The sequence below is a fragment of the Syntrophomonas erecta subsp. sporosyntropha genome, from assembly GCF_055395365.1.
On the sequence record NZ_AP042459.1, the window covers coordinates 620,812 to 635,783 of the forward strand.

14 protein-coding genes, 6 tRNA genes and 1 pseudogene are annotated in these 14,972 nt (G+C 41.0%); 10 read left to right on the forward strand and 11 right to left on the reverse strand.

All coding sequences use genetic code 11. The features are described 5' to 3' along the window. Window positions 1–60: 60 nt before the first annotated feature. A complete protein-coding gene (tsaA, locus tag ACZ5Q0_RS02835; RefSeq protein WP_446819508.1) occupies window positions 61–852 on the reverse strand; it encodes a tRNA (N6-threonylcarbamoyladenosine(37)-N6)-methyltransferase TrmO in 792 nt (263 codons plus the stop codon). A gap of 174 nt (window positions 853–1,026) precedes the next feature. Between tsaA and ACZ5Q0_RS02840 the strand changes: the two genes are divergently transcribed. Then, window positions 1,027–1,103 (forward strand) — tRNA-Pro (locus ACZ5Q0_RS02840). Between the two features lie 112 nt (window positions 1,104–1,215). Here the strand turns inward: ACZ5Q0_RS02840 and ACZ5Q0_RS02845 are convergent. From ACZ5Q0_RS02845 to ACZ5Q0_RS02870, 6 genes are all read right to left on the reverse strand, one after another. Continuing rightward, a complete protein-coding gene (locus ACZ5Q0_RS02845; protein ID WP_446819507.1) occupies window positions 1,216–1,920 on the reverse strand; it encodes a DUF421 domain-containing protein in 705 nt (234 codons plus the stop codon). A gap of 452 nt (window positions 1,921–2,372) precedes the next feature. Next, window positions 2,373–2,864, reverse strand: a complete 492-nt coding sequence (locus tag ACZ5Q0_RS02850; RefSeq protein WP_446819506.1) for a spore coat protein — start codon at window positions 2,862–2,864, stop codon at window positions 2,373–2,375. Between the two features lie 86 nt (window positions 2,865–2,950). Further along, complete coding sequence (locus tag ACZ5Q0_RS02855; RefSeq protein ID WP_446819505.1) at window positions 2,951–3,640, reverse strand: cytochrome c biogenesis CcdA family protein; 690 nt, start codon at window positions 3,638–3,640, stop codon at window positions 2,951–2,953. A 131-nt stretch (window positions 3,641–3,771) separates the two neighbouring features. Next, on the reverse strand, window positions 3,772–4,011 hold the full coding sequence (locus ACZ5Q0_RS02860; RefSeq protein ID WP_446819504.1) for a hypothetical protein: 240 nt from the start codon (window positions 4,009–4,011) through the stop codon (window positions 3,772–3,774). A gap of 183 nt (window positions 4,012–4,194) precedes the next feature. After that, the gene (locus ACZ5Q0_RS02865) at window positions 4,195–4,530 is read right to left on the reverse strand and encodes an ArsR/SmtB family transcription factor (RefSeq protein ID WP_446819503.1); all 336 of its coding nucleotides are present in this window, start codon (window positions 4,528–4,530) and stop codon (window positions 4,195–4,197) included. 771 nt (window positions 4,531–5,301) lie between these two features. Continuing rightward, window positions 5,302–6,597: an acetyl-CoA hydrolase/transferase family protein gene (locus ACZ5Q0_RS02870; RefSeq protein ID WP_447182690.1), complete on the reverse strand. Its 1,296-nt coding sequence runs from the start codon at window positions 6,595–6,597 to the stop codon at window positions 5,302–5,304. Window positions 6,598–6,957: 360 nt separating this feature from the next. Between ACZ5Q0_RS02870 and ACZ5Q0_RS02875 the strand changes: the two genes are divergently transcribed. From ACZ5Q0_RS02875 to ACZ5Q0_RS02905, 7 genes and pseudogenes are all read left to right on the forward strand, one after another. Then, window positions 6,958–7,031 (forward strand) — tRNA-Gly (locus ACZ5Q0_RS02875). Window positions 7,032–7,036: 5 nt separating this feature from the next. After that, window positions 7,037–7,113, forward strand: a tRNA-Arg gene (locus ACZ5Q0_RS02880). Window positions 7,114–7,320: 207 nt separating this feature from the next. Next, window positions 7,321–7,397 (forward strand) — tRNA-His (locus ACZ5Q0_RS02885). Between the two features lie 40 nt (window positions 7,398–7,437). Further along, window positions 7,438–7,512: transfer RNA gene (locus ACZ5Q0_RS02890), tRNA-Gln, on the forward strand. A gap of 6 nt (window positions 7,513–7,518) precedes the next feature. Next, window positions 7,519–7,594, forward strand: a tRNA-Lys gene (locus tag ACZ5Q0_RS02895). A 278-nt stretch (window positions 7,595–7,872) separates the two neighbouring features. Continuing rightward, window positions 7,873–8,692: pseudogene (locus tag ACZ5Q0_RS02900) on the forward strand (flavodoxin family protein). Window positions 8,693–9,179: 487 nt separating this feature from the next. Further along, complete coding sequence (locus ACZ5Q0_RS02905) at window positions 9,180–9,353, forward strand: DUF1540 domain-containing protein (protein ID WP_446819501.1); 174 nt, start codon at window positions 9,180–9,182, stop codon at window positions 9,351–9,353. Between the two features lie 107 nt (window positions 9,354–9,460). Here ACZ5Q0_RS02905 and ACZ5Q0_RS02910 read toward each other — a convergent pair whose 3' ends face one another. Further along, window positions 9,461–9,856: a hypothetical protein gene (locus tag ACZ5Q0_RS02910; RefSeq protein WP_446819500.1), complete on the reverse strand. Its 396-nt coding sequence runs from the start codon at window positions 9,854–9,856 to the stop codon at window positions 9,461–9,463. Window positions 9,857–10,631: 775 nt separating this feature from the next. Between ACZ5Q0_RS02910 and ACZ5Q0_RS02915 the strand changes: the two genes are divergently transcribed. Then, on the forward strand, window positions 10,632–11,252 hold the full coding sequence (locus ACZ5Q0_RS02915; protein WP_446819499.1) for an NUDIX hydrolase: 621 nt from the start codon (window positions 10,632–10,634) through the stop codon (window positions 11,250–11,252). 219 nt (window positions 11,253–11,471) lie between these two features. Beyond that, complete coding sequence (locus tag ACZ5Q0_RS02920; protein WP_446819498.1) at window positions 11,472–12,401, forward strand: LysR substrate-binding domain-containing protein; 930 nt, start codon at window positions 11,472–11,474, stop codon at window positions 12,399–12,401. A gap of 45 nt (window positions 12,402–12,446) precedes the next feature. On the opposite strand, the gene ACZ5Q0_RS02925 is transcribed toward ACZ5Q0_RS02920, so the two are convergent. The 3 genes from ACZ5Q0_RS02925 to nrfD all read right to left on the reverse strand — a co-directional run bounded on the left by ACZ5Q0_RS02925 (window position 12,447) and on the right by nrfD (window position 14,972). After that, window positions 12,447–13,436, reverse strand: a complete 990-nt coding sequence (locus ACZ5Q0_RS02925; protein ID WP_446819497.1) for a slipin family protein — start codon at window positions 13,434–13,436, stop codon at window positions 12,447–12,449. A gap of 17 nt (window positions 13,437–13,453) precedes the next feature. Beyond that, window positions 13,454–13,819 (reverse strand): GntR family transcriptional regulator, encoded by a 366-nt coding sequence (locus ACZ5Q0_RS02930; protein WP_447182691.1) that lies wholly within the window; start codon window positions 13,817–13,819, stop codon window positions 13,454–13,456. A 205-nt stretch (window positions 13,820–14,024) separates the two neighbouring features. Next, window positions 14,025–14,972 carry an NrfD/PsrC family molybdoenzyme membrane anchor subunit gene (nrfD, locus tag ACZ5Q0_RS02935; protein WP_464827215.1) on the reverse strand — a complete coding sequence of 316 codons (948 nt, stop codon included), beginning with the start codon at window positions 14,970–14,972 and terminating at the stop codon, window positions 14,025–14,027.

A 14,972-nucleotide genomic window follows, 5' to 3' on the forward strand; every position in this document is an offset into this window, starting at 1 on the left:
ACTATAAAGGGTAAGCTACTCTAGCACGGATAGTTAACTAAAGGCTTTTAGAGCTTAAAACTACTTAAATTCGATAATCAGCAGTTCCTCATCAGGAAGTTCACCCAAAATATCTTTCTGTGCCCCCTTTAATGTAAGAGTTAGCCTGCTATTTCCTTTAGTCCAGCAGGTCTGCCACAGCTGCCCAGAAGGGGTAAAATAAAAACGGGACGGGTTGGCTAACCGAGCCCTGGCTAAGCCCTGAATAGTATCAGCCAGACACCAGGAACCGGTTACCTCGACTACCAAATCAGTACTATTTATATGTCCAAAATACTCCTGGGCTATTAAAGCCATACGTACTCCCAGTCCCATTCCCGGGCATTTTTCCTGATGATGTGCCATAGCTTGACGCAGCATCTGTTTATGTCTCATCTCCCGGTTTTTACCCGGAATATAAGAGGTGCGGGGAGAAAAAACAATATCATTTTCAAAATAAGGCTTAATATCAAGAACCGGAGTACCGCCTATAGCATCCAGGCTTTCCAGGTATAACCGGTTGTCTTTTATCCTGACTAACCTGGCCAATGATAGTCCAATTGGATTAGGTCTACCAATAGACCGAAGTGCAAAAGCACCATATTCGGGTAAATCAGGGTTCACCTTATAAGGCCGGGTCTTCAGCTTATGACGGGGAGCCTTGTGAAACCATGATAATACCCAAATATGAGAATTTTCTTCTAGGCGCAGAAGCGCTTCCTGGTATTCAGGATAAACCTCTATTACGGCTTCTTTTCCTCCTAGAGGCATATCTTCAGGATTTTCTACCGATGATATGACGCGTCCAATCGGTTTTAAACTAATCTCGCTCAATACTTTCCCCTCCCTTTTATTCTCCATCCAGTTCTTTTGAGCGGAAACCTACCTATAATATCACTAGTAATATTACTAGACTTTCCCCCCCATTACCTCTATAATTCTGTTATAATAGACCATCCGCTTGTGTAATTGACATTATACTCAAACAGATGTTATGATATAGAAGTTCGGGGCGTGGCGCAGTTTGGTAGCGCGTCTGATTTGGGATCAGAAGGCCGCAGGTTCAAATCCTGTCGCCCCGACCATTTACCTTTATAAAGCCCGACATATCAACGTTTGGACTGTATCAGGCGTTGATTTTTTTGTCTTAAAATTACGTAGAAGCAACAAAGCAGGCAACTGTTATTAGTTAAAAATCTAATGAAATAATCTATCCTGCCCATCATGCACAGGCAGCACATATAGTCCCCCATCACTGCCTAGTTCCGCATAAAAGATATCATCTATCTTTTGGTAACCCTGCTTAGAGATCTCACTATCCAACCAGAGCCTATCTATGTTTAATTCCTCCAAGTTCTTCTCCACTACTTTCCCATTGACAATAATTTCAGCGGGCATATTTTTGGTTGCTGGTACAGGTATAAACATATCTTTTCTGGTAACGTTTTGGTATTCCGCTTTCTTTAGGACTGATAATTGTCCATCAGGTTCTAGAATAGCGTAATCAACCTCCTTAATATCGAAAGCATTGGCCTTACGTAGCAGCATAGTTAAATCATCCATGTTTATCCCTGTTTTAACCAAAGTAGCTTCAATAATCTTGCCGTGTTTAATCAGAATAGTTGGCTGACCGTCTATTAACAACCTGGCGTGGGCAGATTTTAAAGATATATAACCCATAAGTATAGTGAGGAATGCCCATGCCATTAGGCTGTAAACACCCTGAGAAATAGGCAGTCTATTATCAATTGTTAAAGATGCAGCTATGGAACCAATAGTAATACCGGTTACATAATTAAAAAAGGTCAATTGACTTAATTGTTTTTTTCCCATAATTCGCGTCATAATTAGTAGTACTACAAATGATGCTAAAATTCTAGCGGTAAGCTCTACCCATGACAAAACACATCGCCCCTAATCCACTGCTAATATATCCGGAGTTTAAAGAGGGTAAACTTAAAAGGATTATTGCTAACATTTTGCCCGAGCAGACATTTCTTATTAGGATATTTAGGCGATTCGGCGTTAAATACTTATTGATCGGTAGAGCCTTAATATTTCATAAATGTTCATGTTTTTAGGCTATTCTCGATAAACGCGCACACAGAAAAAATTCATCGGCCGGGTTACTGACACTACCTCCTAAAGTATGCCAATAAGCCCGTCCCCATACAGTTTCTATTTCTATCTAATGAATTTCTCTAGACAATCCAGTTTTTTGTAGCCTGCTCTGGCACCTTGGATTCTACCAGCCCCGGCTGGCACCCCCGCCGCCACCGGAACCACCGCTTTCTAAAAAAGCAAAAGGTAGACCCTGGTTAAGGCCTACCTGCTGTCTTAATTGGCTGAATTAACTACTGTACCTGGTACATCCCCCGGCTTTGCATATAATTAAAAATGCCTTCACCATGTTGCTGTTCTTCCTTTTGAATATGATTTAAAGCCTGGCGAACATCGGCATCTTTGAACTCAAAAATAGCCGTATCATAGGCACCAGAAACATATTTTTCGGTCATGAGCATGTCGTTACACAGGGTAGCATCACTTTGATTTCCCATGGCTCCCTGAAAACTGCTGCCCGCTTCATAGCCCATGGCAGCACCAGCCTGTGGTGAGGATTGCTGTTGCTGTTGTCCTGCCTGATTAAGGTCTGGCACTTGCCCATTCATAATCTGATTAATAGTATCAAGATGTTGTTGCTCCTGAACCGCATAGGACTGGAAAAGCTGCTTTAGCTGAGGATCCTGGGCCTGATTAGCATAGTTAGTATACTTTTGAATGCATACTTTTTCATGGTTTTGTTGGTCCTTCAGCAAATTTTGCTCTTTCTGGCTTAATTGAATCATGTTGATAAAACACCTCCTGCCCTTATTTTGCTTTGTGGGCAAGGTTTTATTCACTTTTATAAGAATCATTCAAGCCAGCCTATTAACTACCAGGCCATCCAGATAAAGTATCCTCCCACCATGATAAGCAACCCACCAGCAACCTTGTCGAGTACAAAACTCCACCGAGCAAAGGTTTCCATGCGGGTAATTAATCCGGTAAAAGTCCCTACTAATACCAGAGGAACACCCCGGCCTAAAGCATATATGAATAGAAGAATAGCACCATATACCCACTGACCGGTAGCCATAGCCAAAGATAATATAGCCAGCAAAATAGGAGTACCGCACTGCGATCCTACCAGCCCCATTATCATCCCCAGAAAGTAACTACCCAGTATTCCCTTTTGCTCACCGACCCGGGTAGTAAGCTGCCCACCAAAATTGAGGTTAAGATTAATAAAGCCCAGTAGATTAAGGCCAATACATATACAAACAGCCGCTACGAAATAATATAATATACTCTGGCTAGTTCCAAATATCCCGCCTATAGCCGCAATTATCATTCCTAAAATTACAAAAGTAGTTGCTGTGCCCAGAGTAAAGGCAACCGATAAGACAAAACTCCGCTGACGTCCTGCTTCAGTTCCACCTACATGGGCGATAATTATTGGTATAAGACTAAGATTACAAGGACCAATGCTGGTAATAACTCCTGCCAGGAAAACCAGACCATATCCCCAGAGAGAAGCTGATTTAATAAGCTCTGGACCTATCTGATTAATCCACTGTTCCATACGCCACCCCATTTAATTTTTATTACGAAATTCCCCTGCCATAAGCACTGCTACAACAAAAGTGGTCCGGACAATATTCATAAATATAGTGAACCACTCCTTTTTTATTCCCTGTACCTTGGTTTTTAAGGCTATTGTGAGGCTTCGTCTGGTTTATCTCCTATCAGATCGGCAATCATATTTATAATGGCCTGTGATGAAACTTCTCCGGCTAACCTGGGTATATCATTGATTACTGTAATCGGGAAAGAATAACCCTGACGAATAGTTTTATCTACCAGCGGATAACGGGAAATATCTGTTCCTACTGTATCAATAAAACGGATGGTAACCTGTTCATCTGTAAATAGATGAGCTGCCTTTTTTTCCATATCGTCATATTGTAGTCTCGCTTCGGCTGGTCCACAACCAGGATGATATTTACCTCAGCCAGATGTGCGACGGTTTAAACCTGCATATACCTCTATGACTACTTTAGGCATATTCTACTCCTCCTACGTACTCCCTCTGCCCTTTGCCCTCCTACTGGCAAGGCAAAATCCCAAGATAAATCCCTACTGTTCGCAGGTACTTTTATCTAAATTGGCCAAACGCTGGTAATCCTCTTTATATTCAGGTATATCCTGCAAAGGAAGGGACATAAAGCTCCGAAACTTTTGTAATACTGCCTGGTGATACTCCTGGTTCACACGACATAGGCGCCTTTGCCCCTCCCTCCGTTCCGAGACAAGACCTGCCTGCTTCAGAATTTTTAAATGCTGGGAAATTCGAGGCTGACTAATTTTCATAATTTGTTCCAATTCACACACACATAATTCATATTCAACTAAAATACGAAAAATGCGTAAACGGGTAGGCTCTCCTAGGGCCTTAAAATATTCTTCGAACATTTCCACTGACACTCCTTAGTATAATGACTTGCTTATATCATTATAAGGCCTTTGCGAGACTTTGTTCAAATTTCCATTTGCTCATAATAAACCATCTTGGTATACCTTAAAAAAGAAAAAAGGAGCAGTTTTCTAGACCGCTCCCCATTAAAAAACTGGCATTTACCTATCGGCCATCAACAACAGGTATTGCCCCCAGGGATAGTGGCGGACACCCACACTGACGTTGGCCCCCTGGGTATGACTAAACAACTTACTACAATAAACGGTAACCCCTTCTATTCGGGTAATTGCATAGTTGTTTGCGGAATTATCTTCGGGCACCCCTATTCTCACGGAAGGGGTATAGCTGGGAGGACCTCATCCGCAGGATTCATACTTAAGGTCAACAATTATACTGTTACCATTAGCCAGTATGAACTCCCGGGCAGCCCGATCGATAGTTGATATATTCAAACCATTCACCTCTCATATACCCCAGAAGGGTATGACAAAAATATACCGAAACATAATCGTTATGTCAATTATTAAATAATTATATCCTTATAAACTATTTATATAGCAACCGTTTACTATTATATTGTTTTAAATAGCGCCCGTTATTAGCTTTGCTTTACTATTGTGATTACTTTCGATTAAAATACCGAAAAAATAATGATCAGAGTAAACTCAGACTAGAATTTATTCTGACCATATACAAGTCCATGATTTATGATTAAAATGTAGTGTTAATAAATAACCTTTTTAAACCTGCTATTCCTTATAGCTAAATTACCATATCATATTTTTATCTGCTTCACTGCGCAAATAATCCCGGAAATTAGGATGAGCAATATTAATTAACTCTTTTACCCGCTCCCTGATAGATCTTCCCTTTAGGCTGGCTACACCATATTCAGTAACTATATAATCCACATCCACCCGTGAGGTAGTGACAACCGTTCCCGGCTCTAACCGCGGGACTATCCTGGAAATTGTATCACCACGGGTAGTCGAATTAAAAGCTATGATAGATTTTCCGCCCACCGAATACTGTGATCCATTGACAAACTCCTTATGCCCACCAGTACCACTATAAAGATTAGGACCTACGGACTCTGCACAGCATTGCCCGGTAAGATCCATTTGCAGGGCAGAATTAATTGATACCATTTTATAATTACGGCCAATAATTGACGGGTTATTAACTACACTCCCACGGTGGAATTCAACAGCTAGATTATTATCCAGGAAATCATACAGACGCCTGCTTCCCAGAGCTACACAGGTAATAAATTTATCTTTCCAAATGGTTTTACAACGGTTAGTAATCACTCCCGCCTCATAAAGGTCCAACAAACAGTCGGAAAACATTTCTGTATGTACTCCCAGTTCCTTCTTATGACTTAAACCATGAGCTACCGCACTAGGAATACTGCCAAAACCGATTTGAATAGTAGAACCGTTTTCAATCAAATCAGCAATGTAACCTCCGATTAAATGGTCCTTTTCTGTAAGGGGTACTGGAGGCAGCACTGGTACGGGGCAATTGCTTTCCACAATATAATCAATATCGGAAATATGTATATGAGTATCTCCGTATGTTCTGGGTAAATTAGGATTGACTTCTATAATAACCCGATCAGCATTTTCAATAAAATCCTTTTCTAAAACCGAGGATATTGATAGTGATAAAAAACCCTGTTTATCCATAGGGGCAGCACAACCCATAAATATATTGGGGCCCCGGTAAGCCATCCTTCGGCTGCTAAAACGGTGCAACTCCATGGGAACATAAGAGACGGTACCCCTAGGATGGGCTTTACGTGGTCCCCCGGTATAAAACCAGCTATTTAATAAAAAATGGCCTTTCATATCCGGATTCATAAAGAATTCATATTCCCCCAATAACAGGGCGGTCACAACCGATACATCCTCTACCCGGTCCTTAATAGTATGTAAACGGCTTAATAAAGAAACTGGTTCACAGGCAATCAGTCCGCACACTACCTCGTGGTGACTCTTTACTTGCTCCAATGCCTCATCAACTGATACAACTTTGCGCCGATATATCTCCTGGTAATTCAAATACAACACCTCGTGCTTTACTCTCAATACGTGCTTATTATGGCATATAACTCCCTGTATTTTCAATCCTTTCTTTTGTTTACTTACATTTGGAATATTATCCTTTTATAATGCTAACCCATGATAGTACTACCAGATTCTACAGCCCACCAGGTTAAGGGAAAATCCTTCCCCCAACCCGGCCGAATTCATACCCTACTACCGTTTTCTGTAGCGAAATCATTTTCTGTATCCTTGTACCTGCCAGGGTAAAGTGCTAAATATCTACTTATCCTTATGTGCTACGCTATAATAAAAGGAACAAAAATTGCATTTCTTGCTTGAAATGCAATTTCAAAACATGTATAATACTTTTTGCGGGCGGGTGTAGCTCAATGGTAGAGCCCCAGCCTTCCAAGCTGGTTGCGAGGGTTCGATCCCCTTCACCCGCTCCATTTTTGTCCCTGTAGCTCAGTTGGATAGAGCAACGGCCTTCTAAGCCGTGGGTCGGGGGTTCGAATCCCTCCGGGGACGCCACTTTAAAAACCGCCACCATTAAGCGGTTTAGTTAGTTTAAAGGCTACAACATCAAAGAATAAAAGTATCTTTACTTTCAAGTATATTCGTGCTAGTATATTAATCCGTAAGGTTAAATTCAAGAAGTATTTGCTCGGATATAAATGCCCGGCAAATCCAAAATCACATAGTCACTAACTTTTGGGAGTGCTAATCGAATCAAGCGTGGTGGATGTAGCTCAGTTGGTTAGAGCACCAGATTGTGGCTCTGGGGGCCGTGGGTTCGAGTCCCATCTTCCACCCCATTATACTAAGTTACATTTTCTAATATATTCTCTTTACCGTTGGGGTGTAGCCAAGCGGTAAGGCAACGGACTTTGACTCCGTCATTCGTTGGTTCGAATCCAGCCACCCCAGCCATAATATGGGCCATTAGCTCAGTCGGCAGAGCACCTGACTTTTAATCAGGGTGTCCCGCGTTCGAGTCGCGGATGGCCCACCATCTGATAATACGGAACCCTCCAAACTTAGGAGGGTTTTTTATATTTAAAATAACCCCTTTTTATGTTGTTAGTGTCATTTAATGAGTATCGATAACAATGGAGGGGGCAGCAAGAGGTTAAATTTAATGAATTTCAACGCCTGTTAGTTTTTTAAGAGGTTATGATATAATTATGGTCTTTTTCCCCTAATTCGTGCCATAAATATTATCTTTCCCATTAATCACGCTTAGATCTATCTATTACCTATAGCAATCTACACAGCAGGAGGTTCTCTATCTTGAATTATAAAATTAGTATAATGTATTTTAGTGCAACAAATACAACTAAAAAAGTAGTCACTGGTATAGCCAATAATATTTTGGCAAATGTTGGTGAAGAAACAACTGTAAAAATTATTGATTTCACCTTACCAGGAGTCAGAAAAGATGCGGTATCTTTTTCCAAAGACGATATGGTTATTGTCGGCGTTCCGGTTATTGCCGGAAGAGTGCCTAATGTACTATTAAAATATTTAAATTCTATACAGGGTAATGATGCCTTAGCCATCGCTATAGTTGTTTATGGAAACAGAAATTATGATGATGCTTTAATAGAATTGAAAGATATTCTTGAATCAAACGGTTTTAAAGTTATTGCTGCGGGAGCATTTATAGGCGAGCATTCTTTTTCTAATACCCTTGCCCAAAACAGACCTGATGAAAAAGATATGGCCATAGTAAGTGATTTTGCCCAGCAAATTTATAATAAAATAACAACTCAAGATGAATTGTTACCGGTAACTGTAAAAGGCAGTACACCTTACCGGTATTATTATAAAACCTAAAGATAAAAATGGTAATCCGGTTGATATTCGCAAAGTCACTCCCAAAACCAACAGCGATTGTATTGATTGCAAGCTTTGCGTAAATGTTTGTCCCATGGGTTCTATCAACGCTGACAATGTATCTAAATTAAACGGCATCTGCATCAAATGCTGTGCTTGTATCAAAAAATGCCCGGTTCAGGCCAAGTATTTTGATGATGAAAACTTTTTGAGACATAAACATGAATTGGAAATTGAGTTTGCTGATCGAAAAGAACCGGAATTATTCATCTAAAAAAATTATGACTAGCTCATGCTAGTTAAACGGCTTTAGTCAGGATGTCCCCCGTTAAAGGCCCTCATCGGAAAAACTAAGTCTTTCTCGACAGGAGGGCTTTTTTATTTGACCTAACACTATGCAAATAAATACATTTAAACGCGCCCAACCCCAATACTACCACCTCTGTCGAAATCTTGTTATATTGAGTCTGACAATGATTAGATTATAAGATTGGTTAGCCATTTTTTATAGGAGGGGTTATTGTATCTCAGCAAATATTAAATGAAATCTGGAAGTAGGACAAACGAAAGATATGAATTATCTAATTAAGATTATATTGGAAACATTTACAATTAATCATTATGTATAATTTTGAATGGTCAAGCGAAACGTAAATTGATACAAAGGTTATCTTGCGGTATTTGTTACTACTTTAGGAGTCGTATATCTATTTTTATTATGAACCATACTATACTTGAAAACGAAAGGAGGTATTAAAAGCATGTCAGGAAGGGTTGAAAAACAAAGCCATAGTCTTAGCGGAGTAAAATGTGTGGTTAATAGCTGTCATTATTATGGGCATGGCGATACCTGTATGGCTTCTGGAATTGAAATCCAGCCCCGAAATGCCCGTAGTACCCAGGATACTGACTGTGCTACTTTTATTCCTAAATAAACATCAAAGAGGCATTCTTGCCTCTTTTTTACATAGTACACTTTAGTGAATTTTTTATGATTAGCCTTATTACATAAACTATTGGCACACCAACCCTGTTAACTTATTTATACCCTTCCTCCACTGCTTTTAATAATTTTAACGGCCTGTTCCACATTTTCCTGCGGAGTAACCAGGGTAACCATAAACGCGCTTCCCCCTGCTACCCCAGCACCAGGATTACCCAGACCACTTACCGAATCATGAGCTGCCAATAAAGGATTAGGGCCTTCGTTGCCCGATTCCCCTGAATACAAAGTGCCTCCTGTAAGGGTAAGTACCTCACTGCGAAGATCATCATAACCAGAGTTAATACCCCCTCCATAACGGGAGACCCGATCAATCTGCAGATACTCCGATTCTGGAACCAGCCCTGATTCTTTAAGTTTCGTTGCTGCCGCCTGGGCCTCTTTACTCGACGGAAAATAAGCCAAAATACTCCGGTCTCCTTTATCAAGTTGCACTATAGAAAACACCTCCTGTATTTTACTTAGTTTGCAGTTAAGAGGACAGGCTTATACCCCGGCGTCAAACTGTTTATTTTTTTGGGTTTTTTTACTTATCTTTACCAGGACTGGGCTGATTAGAAAATTGGTATCGCTCACAGCCACAATAAATATTAGCCCTCCGTCCCTGTCCAGGGTGCAATTTCTCCGGCTATTTGGGGGAAAGATATTTATAGTATGCGATTATTTCCTATAAGCTATCTTTTGGTTTATAACTATCTATATATACTGTATATACTGTAGCTAGGAACCTTTACATTGATCATCAACATCGATAAGTTTAAAACTTTTTTGTATATTATGGTGGCAGTCAGCGAAAAATCCTATGCTATACTTAGGCCAAGATGCACATTAGCAGTAGTTAAAACTAATGTTCATAAGGCTGTTTTAATACATAACATGGAGAGCGATATTTAAGGGAAGTCTGGTTAAAACACCCTGTGAAGGCACAGCGGCAGAAAGGGGTAAGCGGAACCTACCCACAGAAAATCACTGATGTTCGTGGCCCCTAACAAATAAGATGGTTGAACACGGATATGAATCGGTCTGGTACCCCTGAAGCCACCAGGCCAGCAGTTGGTATCTTCCCAACTCCACATAGGCCCGGAATATTTATATATTCAAACTAAGTCTTTTGCTGGTTCCTTCCCTTGCGCTCTCTGGCAAAGGAAATAAACGGAAAAAGGAAGCAAAAGGAACGTCCCCTTGCTTCCTATTATGGGAGGACTTAATTATGTATAAGTATAAAATAATGAATTTAAAAGGGCGTTATCCTAATATTCTCGGACATGAAGAAGCCTTTCAATCGGCGGTACTACTGCCCCTGGTAGACTTGAACGACCAGCTATGTTTGTTATTTGAAAAGAGGTCCGATAACCTTCCGCATCAACCAGGGGAAATCTCCTTTCCAGGAGGAGGAATTGAACCAGACGATGCTAACCCCATGCAGGCTGCAGTACGGGAAACCTGCGAGGAACTGGGTCTATCACCTAAGAATATTGAAGTAATTGCCCCCCTGGATATTATGGTTAGCCCATTTAATCTTATTATTTACCCCTTTATAGCGGTCATTGATAATTATGTTAATGTTAAGCCCAGTCCTGATGAAGTTGCCGAGGCATTTTATGTACCTCTTGATTTTTTTGTTAATTACCAGCCTATGTATAAAAAACTTCCACTGGCCGTGGCTTATTCTGAAGATTTTCCTTATGAAATGATTCCTCACGGTCGAAATTATCCGTTTCGCAAAGGCTACCTGCCTCAGTTCTTTTATTTATGGGAAGACCGGGTAATCTGGGGGTTAACCGCCCGCATTATAAACCATTTTATAACCCTAATTACTGATCCCACCTAGGTATAAGGGAACCGTATAACCATTTCCTTGTACCACTTTTAATCGTTCTTATTTAATAAATTGTTTTATTATTTCTCGTTATTTCTCATTGCTTTTTTCATTGGTATTTGCTATATTGTAATCAGCAAATGTTATAGTGTAGTATATCATTGTAACAACTTTCACAGCCTCTTTCCAGCAAGTTATTTACCAGGTGTTTCCAAAAGGGAGGCGTTTTTTATGTTCCTTGACCAATTGGAGATTGTTCCTGTTATTACTCAAACCCGTAGCTTTTCTAAAGCTGCCAAGCTATTACACTTATCCCAACCAGCCATAAGTAGTAAAGTTCAGGCTATGGAGGATTACTATGGAGTTAAGTTTTTCCATCGTACTGCTCAAGGGGTAACTCTTACTGAGGCTGGTAAAATATTAGCAGCTTATGCCAGTCGTTTTTTAGATATGCAAAAGGCTATGGGTCAGGATCTACAACAACTAACTCATCCCGCTAATCCATCACTGGTTATCGGCGCTAGCTGCACAGCAGGTAATTATGCTATGCCCTGTAGTATCCGTGCTTTCAAAGAAAAGTATCCCGAAGTAAACATTAAACTTGATATAGCCAATACGGCTACTATTCTGCATAAACTGGTACATAAGGAAGTTGATGTTGCTGTAGCAGAGGGAATTATCGACAACCCTTATGTAGTCGTTCATCACCTGGATATTCAGAAGTTAGTTCTTATCTGTCCACCCTGTAACACTGGGAAGACAAGACATGAGATTAGTCTCAGGGAATTAAAAGCTCGGCCTTTTGTAGTTCGGGAAAAAGGAGCCGCTATACACGGAGTATTAGAAAAGGCTTTTTCCCCACAGGGCTATTCTCTTAAAGATTTTCATGTCGTTACAGAAATGAGTAGCATTCATTCAGTTAAAGCAGCTGTCCAAGGTGGACTGGGATATTCTATTGTACCAGAAATAGCCGTTCAGGATGAACTTAAGGAAGGTACATTGAGAACCATGTCCATCAAAGAAATTGATTCTTTGGCAATTGATATAAACCTGGTTTACAGAATTAATGAAGATCCACTACCTATAGCTCAAAAGTTTATTCGTTTCTTGCTTCACCCGCAGCAGAGCGGTTTTTGTTGGAACCTTAGGGAAGCAGTATAAAAACAAAGGGGGTTAACCAATATAATGGTTCAGCCCCCTTTAATATTATTCTTTTTTATCATCAGCCTCTGAGGTTAGTTGATCCTTCTGGCCTTTCTCTTGCTCTTTTTCTCTCTTTTTCTTCATACCAGTCAACTGGTCATAGGTTGTTAAGCCTGCCAGGGCGTTAAATTCGAAATCATAACCACCTGGTACTACTACTAGGCCGCCATTATCCTTAATACTTTCATATAGTAAATTCATAGCCCGCAGGCGAAATGCGATGTCGCTTTTTTCGTATTTACTGGCCGCCATTAGAAAATTATCGGCTATTTCTCTCTCCGCCTGTGCCAGAATAGTCCTAGCCCGCCGCTCCCGTTCCGCTTGAGCTTCACGCGACATAACATCCTGCAAATCTTTGGGGATAACCACATCACGTATTTCTACCGAACGAACTGCCACTCCCCATTCCTCAGTGCGATCATCAATCATTTTTTGTAGTTCTTCATCCAGGCGTTCCCTTCCAGCCAGCATTTCTGAAAGCTCGGTTTTGCCGATAATATCACGTAAAGCAGTTTGGGCTGCCCATATAACCGCTTCCTGGTAATTACCTACCTCTAGAGCAGCTTTTTCCGGATCCCATACAACCCAGAACATAACCGCATCAACATTTACCGGGACATTATCCCGGGTGAGGGTTTTTTCCGCTGCAAAAAAAGTGGTACGCATGCGCTGATCTATCCAGCAGGTAATGTGATCGATCACCGGAATACGTACAAAGGGCCCCGGCCCGGCTACTTTATAAAAGCGTCCCAGGCGTAAGACCACCGCCCGCTGCCATTCATGAGCAATTTTAATAGTACTGGCCAGTAAAATTCCCACCAGCACCAGTATAATCGCCCAGGCTACGATACCAGTCCGGTTCCAAATATAGAATCCGGCCATACCTAATAAGATCAAAATCCAGAACCCTAGCAATTTACCCCGGCGGTTTTGGCGGCTATTGTCAGCATTGTATACATAGCCCGCCCTTTCTTCGCTTACTTCGTTGTCCATACTATTACCCCTTTGTTTTACTTGACCTTAGTCGCCAATAAGTCCAGGATTTCGCTGGCAGTAAACCCTAGAGCATACCCTTGAGCCAGCAGGTTGTCAAGAAGCCGGTCCATCCGCATAAGCCGATCCCCATCTTTTTCTTCTCGGGAGGGAATGCCACATACGAACGTGCCTTTCCCTTGTTGAGTGGAGATATATCCCTCCTCCTCAAGCTCATGATATACCTTACGCACGGTATTAAGATTGATTTTAAACTCTACTGCCTGCTGTCGTACTGTAGGTAATTGGTCACCAACAGCGTATTGCTCGGTTTCTATGGCAAATTTAATTTGCTCTTTTAATTGAACATATATTGGTATTGGGCTTTTTCGGTCTATTTCCATTTAATAAATTTCTCCTCTATCCCGGGGCAAGTAATTTACAGTTTGCCCCAACATTTTATAAAGTCCTTATAGAAACCGAGTAGAGCCTTAAACATAACTATCCCAACCCATTCCCTATTGTAACTTAAACATTACCTCTTGTGGATCTTATTTAATCTTAGGAAGTCACAAAGGGCAGGTGTTACCCTGCCCCCGACAAATTTTTTTATCGATAAAAAGTTAGTATAGGATAAACCATTTGTCCTCCATAAACGATTACCCAGCGAAGTATAAATCCTCCCGTCAATACCAGCACCGGTTCAACCCAGGACACCAGGTGGGCGACTTCTTTGGATAAACCATTGCGTAATTCCATAATCCCCAGTATTAAAGGTAAGGTTAAACCTATTATTACTACTCCGATCCAGAACCCTAAATAGTATCCACCGGTTATTATGGCACCTAGAGCTATTTCTCCCGTGGGCCTTAGTGCATAACTGATAATTAAGGTTGATATTACCAAGAGCTCAATTACAATTATCACTGCATCAATAGCTATTAAACGGCGGGTAATATTATGATCCAGGTTTAAGCTAAGCGGACGGGGTAATAAATGTTCAGGTATAATCCGCCGCAGGACCTTCTTTTCTAGCTGGTCCCATATCTTGCCACCGATAATAATCATACATAAACCGGTAGATAAGGCGGAGACGAAAAATAGGAACGCTATTAAAGGATTACTCCATACCGGGTTGTTGTAGATAGCTGCCAGCAGGAGGCCGGCATAAATACCGATAGCTGCTCCTAAAACCAGTTCCAGCCAGGCGAATACTTTACGTAATACTCCGGAATAATTAAAGTAAACCATTCCCGCATAAATTAAAGAAATAATCGGAAATACCAGCAGGAAAAATGCTCCCCAGGACATTACCGAAGTAACATGATAATGAATCAATACCTGGTAAAAGTTTAAGGGGCGATGCAAGTCTCCTACCAGACAGGCTAGTCCCAGCATCACTGGAAACGGAGCCAAGTATGCTCCCAGTCGTTTGATCCTGTCATCAGTATTATTAATGATGTCGCCTATTGAGGCTATTACAGCTGCACCAGAAGAAAGCCCCGCCGTAAACAGGTAAATAGCAATAAGATAATTCCATGTAAACAAATGTTCCAT

Bases quoted from the DNA above. Each gene is read 5' to 3' on its own strand.
- ACZ5Q0_RS02850 (WP_446819506.1), bottom strand. From the start codon at position 2,864: ATGATTCAATTAAGCCAGAAAGAGCAAAATTTGCTGAAGGACCAACAA.
- ACZ5Q0_RS02855 (WP_446819505.1), bottom strand. From the start codon at position 3,640: ATGGAACAGTGGATTAATCAGATAGGTCCAGAGCTTATTAAATCAGCT.
- ACZ5Q0_RS02860 (WP_446819504.1), bottom strand. From the start codon at position 4,011: ATGGAAAAAAAGGCAGCTCATCTATTTACAGATGAACAGGTTACCATC.
- ACZ5Q0_RS02865 (WP_446819503.1), bottom strand. From the start codon at position 4,530: ATGTTCGAAGAATATTTTAAGGCCCTAGGAGAGCCTACCCGTTTACGC.
- ACZ5Q0_RS02905 (WP_446819501.1), top strand. From the start codon at position 9,180: ATGTCAGGAAGGGTTGAAAAACAAAGCCATAGTCTTAGCGGAGTAAAA.
- ACZ5Q0_RS02915 (WP_446819499.1), top strand. From the start codon at position 10,632: ATGTATAAGTATAAAATAATGAATTTAAAAGGGCGTTATCCTAATATT.
- ACZ5Q0_RS02920 (WP_446819498.1), top strand. From the start codon at position 11,472: ATGTTCCTTGACCAATTGGAGATTGTTCCTGTTATTACTCAAACCCGT.
- ACZ5Q0_RS02925 (WP_446819497.1), bottom strand. From the start codon at position 13,436: ATGGACAACGAAGTAAGCGAAGAAAGGGCGGGCTATGTATACAATGCT.
- ACZ5Q0_RS02930 (WP_447182691.1), bottom strand. From the start codon at position 13,819: ATGGAAATAGACCGAAAAAGCCCAATACCAATATATGTTCAATTAAAA.
- nrfD (WP_464827215.1), bottom strand. From the start codon at position 14,972: ATGGAACATTTGTTTACATGGAATTATCTTATTGCTATTTACCTGTTT.